The sequence below is a fragment of the Fibrisoma limi BUZ 3 genome (genome assembly GCF_000296815.2).
Taxonomy (GTDB): Bacteria; Bacteroidota; Bacteroidia; order Cytophagales; family Spirosomataceae; genus Fibrisoma; species Fibrisoma limi.
The window spans coordinates 629,311-645,308 of record NZ_CAIT01000005.1 but is presented as its reverse complement, the minus strand read 5'-3'; the positions used below and the strand labels follow the sequence as shown (position 1 = coordinate 645,308).

Annotated in this window: 10 protein-coding genes; 5 read left to right on the top strand and 5 right to left on the bottom strand. The window is 54.3% G+C overall.

Features of this window, described 5'->3' with window-relative positions:
* Positions 1–3: 3 nt before the first annotated feature.
* From BN8_RS07540 to BN8_RS07525, 4 genes are all read right to left on the bottom strand, one after another.
* Entirely contained in the window at positions 4–915 is a 912-nt protein-coding gene (locus BN8_RS07540; RefSeq protein WP_009281236.1) for an ABC transporter ATP-binding protein, read from the bottom strand.
* A gap of 162 nt (positions 916–1,077) precedes the next feature.
* A complete protein-coding gene (locus BN8_RS07535; RefSeq protein WP_009281235.1) occupies positions 1,078–1,515 on the bottom strand; it encodes a hypothetical protein in 438 nt (145 codons plus the stop codon).
* 100 nt (positions 1,516–1,615) lie between these two features.
* The gene (locus tag BN8_RS07530; protein ID WP_009281234.1) at positions 1,616–2,860 is read right to left on the bottom strand and encodes a dicarboxylate/amino acid:cation symporter; all 1,245 of its coding nucleotides are present in this window, start codon (positions 2,858–2,860) and stop codon (positions 1,616–1,618) included.
* A gap of 174 nt (positions 2,861–3,034) precedes the next feature.
* Entirely contained in the window at positions 3,035–3,508 is a 474-nt protein-coding gene (locus BN8_RS07525) for an SRPBCC family protein (protein ID WP_009281233.1), read from the bottom strand.
* Between the two features lie 154 nt (positions 3,509–3,662).
* Here BN8_RS07525 and BN8_RS07520 point away from each other — a divergent pair, with 154 nt between their 5' ends.
* The 3 genes from BN8_RS07520 (at position 3,663) to BN8_RS31570 (ending at position 13,977) form a co-directional block, all read left to right on the top strand.
* A complete protein-coding gene (locus BN8_RS07520) occupies positions 3,663–7,679 on the top strand; it encodes a hybrid sensor histidine kinase/response regulator transcription factor (protein WP_009281232.1) in 4,017 nt (1,338 codons plus the stop codon).
* A gap of 245 nt (positions 7,680–7,924) precedes the next feature.
* Entirely contained in the window at positions 7,925–8,323 is a 399-nt protein-coding gene (locus BN8_RS07515; RefSeq protein ID WP_009281231.1) for a LytR/AlgR family response regulator transcription factor, read from the top strand.
* A 167-nt stretch (positions 8,324–8,490) separates the two neighbouring features.
* The gene (locus BN8_RS31570) at positions 8,491–13,977 is read left to right on the top strand and encodes a DUF8508 domain-containing protein (protein ID WP_009281230.1); all 5,487 of its coding nucleotides are present in this window, start codon (positions 8,491–8,493) and stop codon (positions 13,975–13,977) included.
* Positions 13,978–14,053: 76 nt separating this feature from the next.
* Here the strand turns inward: BN8_RS31570 and BN8_RS07500 are convergent, their stop codons facing one another.
* Entirely contained in the window at positions 14,054–14,923 is an 870-nt protein-coding gene (locus tag BN8_RS07500) for an alpha/beta fold hydrolase (RefSeq protein ID WP_009281229.1), read from the bottom strand.
* A 143-nt stretch (positions 14,924–15,066) separates the two neighbouring features.
* Here BN8_RS07500 and BN8_RS07495 point away from each other — a divergent pair, with 143 nt between their 5' ends.
* Complete coding sequence (locus BN8_RS07495; RefSeq protein WP_009281228.1) at positions 15,067–15,570, top strand: DinB family protein; 504 nt, start codon at positions 15,067–15,069, stop codon at positions 15,568–15,570.
* A gap of 87 nt (positions 15,571–15,657) precedes the next feature.
* Positions 15,658–15,990 (top strand): hypothetical protein, encoded by a 333-nt coding sequence (locus tag BN8_RS07490; RefSeq protein ID WP_009281227.1) that lies wholly within the window; start codon positions 15,658–15,660, stop codon positions 15,988–15,990.
* The last annotated feature ends 8 nt before the right edge of the window (positions 15,991–15,998 follow it).

The following is a 15,998-nucleotide window of genomic DNA, read 5'->3' as shown; positions in this document are numbered from 1 at the left end:
CATTCACTCATTGGTTGCGCCGACGGCTTTGATAAAAATGTCATTCATGCTGGGGATGTTCTCGCCGAACGAGCGGACAGCCACGCGATCAATCAGGTGACGGATCAGGTCGTTGACAGCCGCATCAGGCGGAATCTGAATGTCGGCCCGCAGGAAGCCATCGTCAATGGGGCGGGTGCTGAGCACGGTGAACGCCGACGGCAGATCGCTGAGTGTGCCCTGGTACTCCACGTGATAGGTATGCGTTTTGAACTGCTCTTTGATCGCCCGTTTCGGTCCGTCGAGCACCTTGTGCGACCGGTTGATAAGCGCAATGTGGTCACATAGTTCTTCTACGGATTCCATACGGTGCGTCGAGAAGATAATGGTACTTCCCTTGTCGCGTAGCTCCAGAATCTCGTCCTTGATCAGGTTGGCGTTGATCGGATCGAAGCCCGAGAACGGCTCATCCAGGATAATCAGGTCCGGCTCGTGCATGACCGTAGCCACAAACTGCACCTTCTGCTGCATCCCTTTGGAGAGGTCCTCGATATGCTTGTTCCACCACGTCTTGATGTCGAACTTGACAAACCAGATCTTGAGCTTCTCCATAGCCTCTTTTTCGCTCAGCCCCTTGAGCTGCGCCAGGTAGAGCAGTTGCTCGCCCACCTTCATTTTTTTGTAGAGACCACGCTCTTCGGGCAGGTAGCCGATGTGCCGGATGTGGTCGGGATTCAGACGCTCGCCCAGCAGAATAACTTCGCCTTCATCGGGGGCCGTGATCTGGTTGATGATGCGAATGAGCGACGTTTTGCCGGCACCGTTCGGGCCGAGCAGACCGAAGATACTTCCTTTGGGGACGACGAGACTTACGTCGTCCAGGGCGCGGTGCTCGGCATACTGTTTGACAATGTGGCGGGTTTCGAGAATGTTCATTCGTTTAGGTTTAGACTGGAAGGCTTGATAACGGCATCAAACCAAACCATTCGAGTGGATTCAGACAACAAGTTACGGACAAGATGCTGATTGTCGGTATGGATGGTCATAAAAAAGCCACGGCCGCACGGCCGTGGCTTTTTTTATGAAGTTCAAGGTATCTCAACGGTAATAGTCACGTACCTGGAACAGCAGCAGCAGAAACAGCAGACCAAACAGCACCCCGATGATGCTGATCGACAGCAGGCTGCCCAGGATACTGATTAATTCTGCGTAGTAGCTCAGCACCCAGCCGGAACGCGTACGATTGAACAACCCTGGCAGGGCAAGGGCGCGCAGTACAACGCCGATCAACGAAAAAACCATGATGACGGTGTAGAAGAAACCGGTGCCAAGGCCACCCAAAAACGAAACAGGCATAAACGCGGCTCCAATTCCCAGAAAAGCCAGGATTGCCGGCAGTGAAATAAGCAGCAGTACCAGCGACACAATGGGCCAGTACTTGACAAACCCCTCCCGAAAATTAATCGGAAACTGGAATGGAGCTTTAGTGGTAAAATAAGGAGCCAGTTCAGACTCCAGAACGGCGGGCTGTGCCATGTTAATCAGGGTTTAGTACGATACGACATACGGTCAAGCGCCCTAACTTACCAGATAATGAGCAGGCTGTCAACGGTGAGTTTGTGAACGGTAAAACGCGCTACACCGCCACCTGCTCCGGCTCGCTCGGCTGCGTCCGGAACTCGCCTTCCCACTTGGAGATGATACAGGTCGCCACGGCATTTCCGGCCACGCTCGTTGCGCTGCGGCCCATGTCCAGCACCTGATCGATACCCAGCAGCAGGGCCAGCCCTTCAATCGGCAGGTTGAACAGCGACATCGTCCCGGCAATGATCACCAGCGATGCCCGCGGTACGCCCGCGATCCCCTTCGACGTAATCATCAGCGTCAGCATCATCGTGATCTGCTGCTCCAGGCTCAGCGGCACCCCGTAGGCCTGCGCGATGAAGGCCGTCGCGAAGGTCATGTACAACATGGACCCGTCGAGGTTAAACGAGTATCCTAGTGGCAACACGAACGAGATGATCCGCTCCGAGCAACCGAACCGACGTAGCGCTTCGATCGTCTGCGGAAACGACGCTTCCGAACTGGCCGTACTGAACGACAGAATAATCGCCGTCCGGACTTCCTTCAACAGCGCTACGTAGGGTATACCCACCACCAGGCAAATCACCCAGAGCACCACGAACAGGAAGAACAGTAACCCGCCGAAGAAGCAGAGAATCAGGTAAGCGTACCCGGCCAGGATGCCGAGTCCCTGCTGCGCCACTACGGCCGCAATGGCCCCCAGCACCCCAAACGGCGCAAATGACATGACGTAGCCGGTCACCTTGAACATCACGTGCGACAGGGCGTCGAGGGCTTTCACCATCACCTTCCCCTGCTCACCGATTGCCCCCACGGCCACCCCGAAGAAAATACTAAACACCACTATTTGCAGGATCTCGTTGTTGGCGAGCGCTTCGGCAAAACTGGTCGGGAAAATATGGGTAATAAAATTCTCGAAGGTCAGTTTCTGGGCCTCAATGCCCGTATCGGTACCTTTAGGAGGCAGGGGCAGGCTCATCACCTCGCCCGGTTTCATGATATTGACCACCAGCAGGCCAGTGATCAGCGATAGAATGGTAGCGAAATAAAAATACGCCAGCGTTTTGAGGCCAATTCGCCCGACGGTACCAAAATCACCCAGTTTGGCTATGCCGACCACCAGCGTCGCAAACACAAGCGGACCGATGATCATCTTAATCAGCCGCAGAAAGATTTTTGACAGAATGCTCAGATCAGTACCCGAAAACCCTGAGTCAGTAACCGGAAAAAGGTAGCCAATCAGAATTCCGAGCACCATGCCCAGAAATATGCGCGTGGTTAAATTTGGTAGTTTCATGCAGTCAGGTAAAAGGCCCTAAAGACAAAAGTAACGGAATCCTGTCAGTTCCGAAACGCCCCTGCCCTGAAATAAACCGGGCTTGTACACTCATATGCCAAAAAGTCTCATTCATATTCTTTTTTGAAACTGCGGGTTACATTTCTATAGCAAAGCTATTGATTAAGCGGTATCTTAGCTCCCTGTTGTACGTTCCCCCCTGTTGAACATCTTCCGATAGATGGGCTTTCGATAGGCAAACTGCAGCCATAGTACCGGATAAATCAGGTAGTCCATCAGCCGAAAGGGGGTTCTGAACGTAATGTCGTCGATGATAAGCGTCTGCTCAATTACATCTGCCGACTTCATTCGAACAAGCCGGTGACGATGGTGCCAGTAACGCAGAAAAAACGGCAGACGGGTGCCTTCGTCGACAAAGAAAATTTCCTGCTCAGTCTGTTGCTGATCGACAATAAGACTGATCCAGTCCTGTTTGAACAGAAAAAAATCGAGTTGCAGATGGACTACGTCCCCTTTGAGACATCCGTCAAACCTGACTACATGGACGGGTGGGAAAGGTGGGCTGAGCTTGTCGAACAAGGTACGGTCAAAACCCGACCAGACGACGGGCAGCGACTGCTTTACGGGGGTCGATATGATCAGATGCATGGTAGTAGTAACGAACGACGCGGCATTCAGGTTAAAACTTTACCGTTTACTAAGAACGCTGGCTGTCAAGTTGATAAATACAGGAACATCTACCAATTTGGAGGGATGCGTCCAGTAAAATTACCGATCATACAAAAGAATTAACATTCTGTTTATGTATCGACGTATACGGCACTTCTTTTATCTACAACTACTCGTTCTGGTGGGATTGGTAACCCAGGTCTGGGCCTTCTCTCATCAGCCTGAGTATTTAACCGTGCGTAATGGGCTTCCCCAGGGCTTCGTCAAATCTATGCTACAGGATCAGCGGGGATTCATCTGGTTAGCCACCCGCGACGGTCTCTGCCGGCACGATGGACTGCGGTTTAAAATATACCGACACGACCCGGAAGATATCCGGTCGCTTTCCTTCAGCAGTATTCTTGAGATCAAAGAAGATAGTCGTGGACGAATTTGGGTACTTACCGAGAATAACCACGTCGACTGCTTCAATCCGGTCACGGAACAAACCGTACGAGTATCCAATTCGACGGCTTTCCGGCAGGCGATCGGCCGCGATATCCTCGTCAGCATTGCGCCTGACCAGCAGGGTAATGTATGGGTCGCTACGCAGATGAACGGTTTTTTTCGGCTAAGCCCTGATGGCTCCGTTCAGCATCATCATTGGACCGCAGTCAATGATTCGGTGCAGCATGTGCTCCAGACCATACTACCCGACCGGCAGGGTCATTTATGGCTTGCAACGACCGACGGCCTGCACCGGTTTAATCTGAGCAGCGGGCAGTCAACTGCGTATGGCACCGAGCATGGCCTACCCCAGCCAAGGGTCTGGAACGTGCACCAGCGCGCCAATGGCGAACTGATGCTGGCTTTCCCCAATCAGTTTGCCATCTTCGATCCCAACCAGGGGAAAGTCCGTCGGCGCGTAACACTGCCGGACGGCCAGGCCGGCCAGATACCCGTTTTTACAACTGATTACCGGGGGCGGGACTTCGTAAACCAGCATCCCTTCAGTGACCAGAACGGTCTGACCATCGTGCCAGCTGATCCGAAGTTCCGGCAATATAGTCCGCTGTCGGTGCTGGTCGATCATTCCAATGTCCTCTGGATTGGCACATCCGGGGATGGCGTCGTGAAATACGACCTGAATAAGCAACCGTTCAATGGCCGTCCGTATGTCATGAATTTTCATGTCGACTGGATGACCCAGCAGTTCGGTGTGCCCGCGGCCTCTATTCCGGCGGTTATTCGTAACGAATGGTCGTTTTCGCTACGGTATCTGTTCGACAACAAAAAAAATCTTTGGGTAGCCGGTGCCAAAACGCCCCCGTACCGATACGATCCTGTCACTCGGCAGTTCACTCTTGTACAGCCAACTGGTATTCCGGCGCACTGGATAAACGATGGATCGTTTCGACTGACGGCGCTGGCCAAGGGACAGCAGGGCGAAATGTGGGGGCTGCTTGGCCCCGACCAGCGGGTGGTAGTCCGGTACAACACCGAGCATAACCGGTTTACGGCCTTTCCCTTGCCGCTACCGGCCAATCATCCCTATCAGATCGTTGCTATGGCAGTCGACGGGGGACGTATCTACCTGGCTACTCAGCAGCACGGTCTGCTACGGGCCGACCTGTCAACAAATCGCCTGATCCACTGGTCGAGCATTCCTAACGAAACGAATTCGTTACCTGTCAATGATCTGTTGTGCCTGGCCCAGCCGCCATCGCAGCACAACACACTCTGGATCGGCACCTACGGCAACGGTTTGTGTCGGCTGGATAAACTGACGGGTAAAATTCAGCGCTTTACTGATCGCAACGGCCTGCCGAATAATGTCATTTACGCAATCCAGCCAGATGGCCAGGGTCACCTGTGGCTGAGTACCAACCGGGGGCTATGCTGGTTCAATATCAATACGTACGAAGTCCGCAGCTACACCTCAGACGATGGACTCCCCGGCGATGAGTTCAACCGTTTTCATGACGTCATGCTTCCCGACGGTCGGGTCGTTTTCGGTGGGGTGAACGGATACACGGTTTTTAACCCCCACCGAGTCCGCGAAGACGGGTTCAAGCCCGTTGTTGCGCTGACAGCCCTGCGCATCAACAACCAGGCCGTCAACGCCAACGACCCGGAATCACCCATCCGCGAAAGCATCAATGAAGTCAAGGAGCTGATTCTGGACTACCGCCAGAATTTCCTATCGTTTGATTTTGCCGCCCTTCAGTTCAACCACAGCGCTAAAAATCAGTATCGCTACAAGCTGGTCGGTCTTGACGAAGACTGGGTGTACAGCGGTACGCAGGCAACAGCTACGTATACCAATTTATCGCCGGGCACCTATAATCTGGTGGTCAACACTTCCAATACGTCGGGTATCTGGAGTCCGCACCTCCATCAGATACGGATCGTGATTGAACCGCCGATCTGGGCCACCTGGTGGGCCTACGTGTGTTATGCACTAATGCTTTTGGGAGCTGTGGCCTGGTTCGTTCGCGTTCGGGTCAAACGGGTGCAGATGCGGCACCGTATGGAATTACGCGAACAGGAATCGCTGCAGCTCAAAGCACTTGATGAGATTAAATCCCGCTTTTTCTCTAACATCACCCATGAGTTCCGAACGCCCCTGACCCTCATTCTGGCACCACTGGAAGAACTGTTGCGGGAAATTACGGCCCCTCAGCAACACAGCCGACTGTCGACGGCTTACCGGAACGCCAGTCAACTGCTTCGGCTTATCAATCAATTGCTCGATCTGGCCAAACTGGAAGCGGGCAGCCTGCCGGTCAAATTGTCGCAGGGCGATTTAGTCGGTTTTGTGGAGCAATGTGTCAGTTCGTTTGCCGACGAAGCAGATCGCCGGCAGATTCAGTTGCGGGTGCAGCATCAGACCATGCACCGGTTTTACTGGTTTGATACGGAGAAACTGGAAAAGATAGTCAACAATCTGGTTGCCAACAGTTTGAAGTTTACGGGTCAGCACGGCTCCGTGGACGTCAGCATTACCAGTCGGCTACTGTCCGAACGAGCCAGCACGGCCGAAGACGAAACGCCTGATAGTTTGATTCGGCTTACCGTAACCGATACGGGCGTAGGCATTGCCCGGCATAAACTGCCTCATATTTTTGATCGGTTCTATCAGGCGGATCAGACGGCCAACCGATCGGCTGCGGGAACGGGCATCGGCCTCGCTCTTGCAAAAGAGCTGGTCGATGCTATGCAGGGAACCATCAGTGTGGAAAGCCGTCCGGGTCAGGGAACTACCTTTACCGTAGAGCTTCCCTGCCGGCTGGCCCGGTCAACCAGCGTTGTTGACGAACCACTCGTACAGCCACTGCCCGTCCGGCTGTCGGTTCAACCCCTTGTTGCTCCCACGGCTGTTCCGTCAAACCCCGACCCGGCCCACATTTTACTGGTGGAAGACAACGACGATATTGCTGCTTACGTCACCAGCCTGCTCAGTACGGACTGGCACATTACCCGCGCCAGCAACGGACAAGCCGGCATTGAACTGGCCCTGACCGATAGCCCCGATCTGATCATCAGCGATGTGCTGATGCCGGAACTGAGCGGGTATGATGTATGCCGGAGCCTGAAGGAAAATCCGTTAACCAGCCACATCCCCATTATCCTGCTGACGGCCCGCGCTTCGACCGACAGCCGGGTCGAAGGCTTTACGGCCGGGGCCGACGATTACCTGGCTAAACCGTTTTCGGTCGAGGAGCTTCGCTGGCGAATCCGGAACCGACTTGAGCAGCAGCGTCGGCTGCGAATGCACTACCGAACGCAGTTGCTTCGTGAAGGAAACATTCCACCCCAGGCTCCCCAACCGTCGGTTGACGATGATTTCCTCAACAAGATCTATTCGACGCTCGAAGCCCATCTCGACGACTCTACGTTTGGGGTTGAGCCCCTGGCCGAGTCGGTCAGCATGAGCCGGATGCACCTGCATCGCAAACTGAAAGCCCTGACGGGTATGTCGGCCAATGAACTGATCCGGGCGGTTCGGTTAAACCGGGCGGCAGAACTGTTGCTGACCAATGTTCCCGTTTCAGAAGTAGCCTACCAAGTCGGCTTTGAAGCACCTGCTTACTTCTCCCGCGTGTTTAAAGAACAGTACGGGCTTACTCCAACTGAATTCGCCGAACAGAGCCGACTCAAATCGGCCTGAAGAATTTAAAAAGTGCTAAAGCGCCCAGTTTGCAGGCTGTAAATCTACAGAAGCAAGCTGGGCGCTTTGCTGTCGTTTACACCCTCAAATCTGCCGTTTACACCATGTTTTCCGTCGTTAGTATCCCATGTTACAAATTTGATAGCCTGTGTTACGAACGAACAAGTCTTTTTTAGCCCCTACTCGTAACATTGTTATGTAATTGATTTGTCCAACTTTTTTTAAAACGCCAAAACCAAAAACTCATGACGTACTTCTCCTCTGCAGTGGCCTCTGCCCGCACCATGCCCATTGACTGGCCTCCCCTGAAACTGTACATTCGTGAGACCGGTCGTCAATCGTTTCCCGTAGGAGATCTTGTATACATGCAGGCCGTAGCCAACTATAGCTGGCTCAACTGGATGGATGGCCGTCGTATGTTAATGCCCCGCACGTTAAAATATTACACACCCAAACTGCCGTCAGAATGGTTCATCCGGTTGCACCGCAACTGCGTTGTTAACCGCCGGTACGTAGAGCGGCTGGAACGGACCGAAACGGGTGGCCTGGTTCACCTCACGACGGGCGACGTACTGCCCGTGTCGCGTCGTCGCTGGAGCACCGTTCGCCGTCAGTTGATCGGTAACCTATCGCATCTGAATTAATCGATTTTGCCCCTGATACAGGAAGCCCCGGCCAGTTGGTCGGGGCTTCCTGCGTTTAAAGGCCCACTCGCTCGATAGAACGTAAATCGGTGGTGCCATAACAATTTATTAACATAATTCCGGGTCATTCACCGTAGCTTTGCCCTGTTAAATCAAGCTAAAACTTTATGAACAAACAACTACAACAGACCATTCGATTGTGGCTCTGGTTGATGATGCTTTTGCTGGCACCCGTAGGCGCGGCATGGGCGCAGGTTTCCTTTCAGCCGGGCAGTTTAACGGCTACTCAAAATTTCAATTCACTTAACAACTCAGGTTCGGCCACCTTCAACCAGAACGCAACGTTGCTGGGTATTTATGGGGAACGAACCGGAACTGGAAACACCGTCATTGCCAATGATGGAAGCAGCAATGCCGGTAATTTATATAGCTATGGTACCGGCACAGAAACCGACCGCGCCTTTGGGTCGGTTGGTTCGGGAAATGCAGCTGTTGGTAATTTTACGTACGGGTATCGGCTAAAAAATGAAACCGGAACCACGATTACTTCGCTACGTGTACAATATACGGGTGAGCAATGGCGAAACAGCGCTGCGGCCGCGCAAACAGTCGCCTTCTCTTACCTGGTTTCAGATAGCCCAATTACCACAACTACCCCAGGCAGTGCCCTTCCAACCGGTTATACAGCCGTAAGTGGTCTGGATTTTACCAGTCCGATTACGGGCGGTTCTGCCGGTGCTATCAATGGTAATCTTGATGCGAATCGCACGGTCAAAGACGTAACGATTCAGGTATCCATTCCGAATGGTTCGGAAGTCATGCTTCGCTGGTACGATCCGGATCACACGGGAGCAGATCATGGCCTGTCGATTGATGACCTGACGGTCACAGCTACACTGGCTGGCCCTGCCCTTCCTGCCGTCAACCTCTCGGTCAGCACGAACGCAGCCTCAGAAGCCGATCCGACTGCGGTAACCGTAACCGCTACAGTATCCTCAGCCGTCTCAGGCGATCAGACAGTCTCGCTGGCCGTAACAGGTACTGGCATTACGGCGGATGATTATACGCTCAGCAATATGACCATCACCATTCCGGATGGTGCTTTGTCAGGCTCTGTGACCTTCACCGTTGTGGACGATGCCGCCGTAGAAGGTACCGAAACGGCCACGTTGACGATCAGCAATCCGTCGTCGGGCATTACACTTGGGACGACCACTTTTCAGAACATAACGATTACTGATAACGACGCTCCTCCTTCGCCAGTTGTTTCAATTGCAGCCACGGACGCAACAGGTGCCGAAGCCGGTCAGGATCAGATTACGTTTACTGTCAGCCGAACCGGCGATGTGACAAATCCGCTGGACGTAACGTACACCGTTGGCGGAACGGCCACCAATGGAACGGACTATACCCCGACGCTAACCGGTACCGTAACGATCCCGGCGGCTCAGTCGGCGGTGGCCATCACCATTACGCCGGTGGATGATAACGTATCGGATGCCAGCGAAACCGTGATTCTTACGCTGGTGGATGGCGTACCCTACGATCTGGGTGCTCCTTCGTCGGCTACGGCCACGATCACCGACAATGACGTCATCCGTATTCATGACATTCAGGGTGCCGGCCACGTATCGACACTAAACGGCCAGCAAGTGATTGGCGTGCCGGGTATCGTAACAGTGCTTCGGAACAACGGCTTCTACATGGAAGACCCTAATTTGGACGGCAACGACAATACGTCGGAAGGTATCTTTGTCTTCACCTCGTCGGCACCTGGTCGGCAAGTGGGCGAATCAGTTACCGTCAGCGGAACCGTGAACGAATTCCGCCCCGGCAATGACGCCGAAAACCTCAGCACGACGCAGATCATTTCTCCAACGGTAACGGTACTATCGAGCGGCAATCCGCTGCCGGCCCCAACGGTGATTAGCGCCAGCTCAGGCCCGGGCATCCGCACCATTCCGAATAAGGTTATCACCAACGATTTCCCCCAGAATGGCGATGTGGAGCAGTCAGTGTTTGATCCAGCTGAAGATGGCATCGATTTCTACGAGAGCCTGGAAGGTATGCGGGTGCAGATCAACAACCCCGTAACGACCGGCCTCCTGAACACAAACAATGAGATCTGGGTGCTGGCCGACAACGGTGCTGGTGCTACCGGCGTTAATAGCCGCGGCAGCATCACGGTGAGCGGTAACGACGCTACTGACGTCAACAATGCGTTCGGCGACAACAGCGATTTTAACCCGGAGTCCATTCAGATTGATGACGTACTGGCCGCAACCAATACGTTGGACAACGCCAACTCGGGCACTCGGCTGAACACCATTGTCGGTGTGGTTGACTATGCATTCGGGGAATACGAAATCCTGACGACGTCGGCACTGAGCATTGCTACGTCCAGCGCGCTTACCAAAGAAGCCACGAACTTAACCGGTAGCGCCAATCAGTTGACAGTTGCTACGTTTAACGTAGAAAACCTGGACCCTAATGACGGTGCGGCTCGTTTCAATGCGCTGGCTTCGGCCATCGTCAGTAACCTGCAATCACCGGACATCATTAGTCTGGAAGAGATTCAGGACAACAACGGAGCTACGAACGATGCAGTCGTTGATGCCAGTACAACATTTCAGACGCTGATCAATGCGATCGCATCGGCTGGCGGTCCTACCTACCAGTTTCGCCAGATTAACCCCGTGGATGACACCAATGGTGGTGAGCCAGGCGGCAACATCCGGGTTGGCTTCCTGTTCAATCCGAATCGTGTTTCGTTTGTGGATCGGCCGGGTGGTACGTCTACAGCCAGCACAACGGTAACCAACGTCAATGGTCAACCGCAGCTTTCGTTCAGCCCTGGTCTGATTGATCCAACGAATAGTGCTTTTACCAGCAGCCGGAAGCCATTGGCCGGGGAATTCGTTTTCAATGGGCAGACGGTGTTCGTCATTGGTAACCACTTTACCTCGCGGGGTGGCAGCGATGCCTTGTACGAGCGGATTCAGCCGCCAACCCAGGGTGGTCAGTCGGCCCGCGAATCGCAGGCCGCCATCGTCAACCAGTTTGTTGATAATCTTCTGGCGGTAAACTCAAACGCCAACGTTGCCGTTGTTGGTGACTTCAACGAGTTCCAGTTCTTCCCCGCCATGCAAATTCTGGAAGGGGACGTGCAGGGACAGACGAAGGTGCTGAACAATCTGGTTGAAACGTTGCCCGTCAACGAGCGCTTTACGTACAACTTCGAGGGGAATGCACAGGCTATCGACCACATCCTGGTAAGCAATGGTCTGTTTAGTAAACTGGATGGGTTTGACGTTGTACACATCAATTCCGAGTTTACGGATCAGTTGAGCGACCACGATCCGCTGGTGGCCCGGTTCAATATCGTATCGCCGGCTACGCCGTTAGCGCTGACGCTGAGCGCCAGCCCTGACCAGATCCTGACGACGGGTACAACTACGTTATCAGCGACTGTCGCGAATGGTACCACGCCCTACAGCTTTGCGTTTGCCGGTCCGGGTACGATCACCCAGAGCCCGACGAGCAACACAGCCAGCGTATCTGGTCTGACGGCCGGGGTGCAGACCTTCACCGTCACGGTGACCGATGCGACTACGCCCACCAGCCAGACTATCACCGGTACAGTGAGTGTGACGGTAACCGAAGCGCCACCGGCCAACACGGCCCCGACCACGACGGGCATTGCTGACCAAACCGCTACGGTGGGTCAGCCCTTCAGTCTGAACGTAGCTTCGGCCTTCACCGATGCTGAAACGCCCAACGCCCTGACATTTACGGCCAGTGGTCTGCCGGCTGAGCTGAGCCTGAGCAACGGGGTTATCTCGGGTACGCCATCAACGACGGTGGGCAGTCCCTTCTCGGTGACGGTAGCCGCTACGGATCCGGGCAGTCTGTCAGTAAGCACGCAGTTCACCCTGACGATCACCCCGGCTCCTGTTTCCAGTGGTCCGTTCGCCATTACGGGTGTAACGACCGTTAACTGCTTTACGATTACGCCAAATCAGCGTCAGATTGTCTTCTCTCCGCAGTACAGCGGTCTGAACGGTCAGCCGGTAAGCTTCTCGGTGGTCAATGAGTTTTTGCCCACCACCCAGCCGGGTCCGTACTCGCTGAACCTGTACACGGACAACCCGACGATTGTGCTGAAGGCCACCCAGCAGGGTACGCCAACCGAAGCCAGCTTTACCTACAACTGGCTGGCGGCTTGTAACAACCAGGGCGGCAGCACCAACACGGCCCCGACCACAACGGGAATTCCGAGTCAGACGATCACGGTAGGTCAGCCGTTCAGCCTGAACGTAGCACCGTTCTTTACCGATGCCGAAACGCCTGGCAGCCTGACCTTTGCCGCTACGGGACTACCGGATGGCCTGACTCTGACAGGCAGCACCATTTCGGGTACGCCGTCGACTACGGGTGTATCAACCGTGTCGGTTCGGGCTACTGACCCGGGCAATCTGTTTGTCGAAACCAGCTTTACCCTGAACGTAGTTAACCCCATCAGTGGTGGTTCATTCGCTATCACAGGGGTAACGACGGTTAACTGCTTTACCATTACGGCTAATCGTCGCCAGGTGGTCTTTACTCCGCAGTACAGCGGTCTGAATGGTCAGCCGGTAAGCTTCTCGGTAGTCAACGAGTTCCTGCCCACCACCCAGCCGGGTCCGTACTCACTGGAATTATACACCGACAACCCGACGATTGTGCTGAAGGCCACCCAGCAGGGTACGCCAACCGAAGCCAGCTTCACCTATAACTGGCTGACGGCCTGCAATAACCAGGGCGGCAGCACCAACACGGCCCCGACAACGTCGGGTATTCCGAGTCAGACGGCTACAGTAGGTCAGCCCTTCAGCCTGAACGTAGCACCGTTCTTTACCGATGCTGAAACACCCGGCAACCTGACGTTTACGCTGAGTGGTCTGCCCGACAATTTCGTGTTAAGCAATGGTATCCTCAGCGGCACCCCGTCGACAACAGCGGGTAGTCCGTACACGGTAACGGTAACCGCTACCGATCCGGGCAGCTTGTCAGTAAGCAGCCAGTTCATGCTGACGGTTGTTAATCCGGGCAATGGCGGTGGTCAGTTTGCCATCACAGGGGTAACGACGATAAGCTGTACACCGTTGTCGGCCACCCAGCGCCGGGTTACGTTCACTCCGCAGTACAGCGGTCTGACTGGTCAGCCGGTGAGCTTCTCGGTAGTCAACGAGTTCCTGCCCACCACGCAGCCGGGTCCGTACTCACTGGATCTGTACACGGACAACCCGACGATTGTGCTGAAGGCCACCCAACAGGGTACGCCAACCGAAGCCAGCTTCACCTACAACTGGCTGACAGCCTGCAACAGTCAGAACGCCCGGATGGCAGCTCCTGAATCGGCTCCGCTGGCGGTGAACGTACTGGGCAACCCGACGTCGAACGAATCCGTCGAGTTCGAGGTTCGGGGCGCAACGGGTCAGTCGTTAACCCTGCGGGTGACGAATCTGCAAGGGCAAACCCAGAGCGAAACGACCGTGAAAGCGGCAGCCTCGGTTGAGCATCATCAGTTGCATCTGGGTCGTTCATCGGGTATGTACCTGCTTCAGGTGAGCACCCCGACGCAAACGAAAATTGTGAAAGTTGTGCGTCAGTAGATTTTGCTGGTCGCTCCTAAACCAAAACGCCCCGGTCGAATGGCCGGGGCGTTTTGCTTATCAACTAGTCAGGCAATTAGTAGGTCGGGCTTGATGTCCGAACGCTTATCGGCTGCTGAATAAACTCCAGCAGATCGCGCGTCAATCGGTCTTTCTCCGTGAAGAACAAGCCGTGGGGTGCACCGTCGTAGACGATGTAATGCGCCGTCGGCAGGGCCTGAGCCGTCCGCTCGCCCGATGCTTCAATCGGTACGGTTTTGTCCGAATCGCCGTGGATAATCAGCGCCGGTATGTTGATCGTTGCGAGATCGTCGCGAAAATCCGTTTCGGCAAAGGCGTGAGCGCAGTCGATAGTTGCCTTTGGTGAAGCCAGATACGCCCGCATAAAATCTCCTTCCAGATGCGCCTGGCTGACGGGGTGGCTGATCAGATTGACGCCGTAGAACTGCTTGCCAAACGTTTGCAGGAAATCAGCGCGGTCTTTGTTCAGGTTTGTGATGATCTCATCAAAAACCTCCTTGTCCACACCATCCGGATTATCATTCGTCTTGAGCAGATACGGCGTAACGGCACTGATGAAGGCTACTTTCGCAACCCGGGCGCCACCATGCCGACTCATGTACCGGGCCACTTCGCCCCCACCCATCGAAAAGCCAACCAACGTAACATTCTGGAGATCGAGTTCATCCAGAACGGCTTTCAGATCGTCGGCCAGGGTATCGTAGTCGTAGCCAGCCCAGGGTTTTGACGACTTGCCGAAACCACGCCGGTCGTAGGCAATGCAGCGCAGGTTGTGCTTAGGCAGCTCGTTCATCTGGTAGTCCCACATTTCGTGGCTCAGCGGCCAGCCGTGGATCAGCACCACCGGGTCGCCCTGACCCCAATCCTGATAGTAGAGATTGACGGGATGTCCGGCACGATCCGTACCTGCTTTAATATAGCTCATAACATTGATTGGTTTTGTGTATAGTAATTACGACACCTAACTCCCTACAGATTTAATAGTTATCAGAAAGTGAGTGAACAGCCAACTTCCGTTTAGTGAGCAGGCGGTTCGGCCTCCCTCCGTTTCGACTCTATATTTACCCCATGAAACCAACGATACTTTCCCGGCTGACCGATCAGCCCGATGCCCTTGATCACCTGCTGTTTGGCCTGACCGAAGATCAAATTCGCCACCGTCCGCAACCCGACAAATGGTCAATTTTCGAAAATCTGGCTCATCTTGGTCGGTATCAGGAGGTCTTCTCGGAACGTATCAAGCAGATTCAGCAGGAAGACACTCCCACCTTCGAGCGGTACGTAGCCGATGAAGATGCGGGGTTTGGCGAATGGACCCAGCTTTCGTTGCTCTCACTGGTGGAACGACTGCGGGGGGAACGAGCCGTTCTGAACGCCTTCCTGAGTATTCTGCGCGAAGAACAACTGACCCGAACGGGTATTCATCCGGTATACGGAGCCATGACAGTCGAGGGCTGGGCAGAATTTTTTCTGCTGCACGAAGCGCATCACTTCTTCACCATCCTGAAAATTGGCGGATCATTACGTTCGGCCGATGAACCGATGGGGCTTTACGTATTGTCGATCGACTGACCACAATCAGGCCAAGGTCTAACGTAGCTCATGCCTGATGCGGGCCATCATGCCTTGTTTTGTGTATCCAAATAACACAACGAGAACATGGCAACGATCACGCATTCGACCGCAACGTACACTGGCACTACCCAAACCGGCTGGCTTACCCAATACAACAAGTTCGCAGAAAAAGCCGAATTCAACCGCATCGGCTGGGCCGCCACACTGCTGACCATTCAGGGTTGCGTCCTCTCTCCGGCCCTCTTGCTGGTTATGGCCTACTACGGCGGGGGCGACTGGCAGTTTCTGGTCGGCAACCTGAGTTTTCTGATGGTGCTGATTCCCGTTCTGGCCGCTCAACCGGTTAAGTACATCTTTCCGGCCTTCGGATTCAGCCTGCTTATTCACATCACCCTGATACTCCTCGATCTTTTATAACCCCGACT

What these genes read in the sequence shown, in the direction of transcription:
- BN8_RS07535 (WP_009281235.1), bottom strand. Translation starts at nt 1,515, where the DNA reads ATGGCACAGCCCGCCGTTCTGGAGTCTGAACTGGCTCCTTATTTTACC.
- BN8_RS07500 (WP_009281229.1), bottom strand. Translation starts at nt 14,923, where the DNA reads ATGAGCTATATTAAAGCAGGTACGGATCGTGCCGGACATCCCGTCAAT.
- BN8_RS07490 (WP_009281227.1), top strand. Translation starts at nt 15,658, where the DNA reads ATGGCAACGATCACGCATTCGACCGCAACGTACACTGGCACTACCCAA.
- BN8_RS07540 (WP_009281236.1), bottom strand. Translation starts at nt 915, where the DNA reads ATGAACATTCTCGAAACCCGCCACATTGTCAAACAGTATGCCGAGCAC.
- BN8_RS31570 (WP_009281230.1), top strand. Translation starts at nt 8,491, where the DNA reads ATGAACAAACAACTACAACAGACCATTCGATTGTGGCTCTGGTTGATG.
- BN8_RS07530 (WP_009281234.1), bottom strand. Translation starts at nt 2,860, where the DNA reads ATGAAACTACCAAATTTAACCACGCGCATATTTCTGGGCATGGTGCTC.
- BN8_RS07520 (WP_009281232.1), top strand. Translation starts at nt 3,663, where the DNA reads ATGTATCGACGTATACGGCACTTCTTTTATCTACAACTACTCGTTCTG.
- BN8_RS07515 (WP_009281231.1), top strand. Translation starts at nt 7,925, where the DNA reads ATGACGTACTTCTCCTCTGCAGTGGCCTCTGCCCGCACCATGCCCATT.
- BN8_RS07525 (WP_009281233.1), bottom strand. Translation starts at nt 3,508, where the DNA reads ATGCATCTGATCATATCGACCCCCGTAAAGCAGTCGCTGCCCGTCGTC.
- BN8_RS07495 (WP_009281228.1), top strand. Translation starts at nt 15,067, where the DNA reads ATGAAACCAACGATACTTTCCCGGCTGACCGATCAGCCCGATGCCCTT.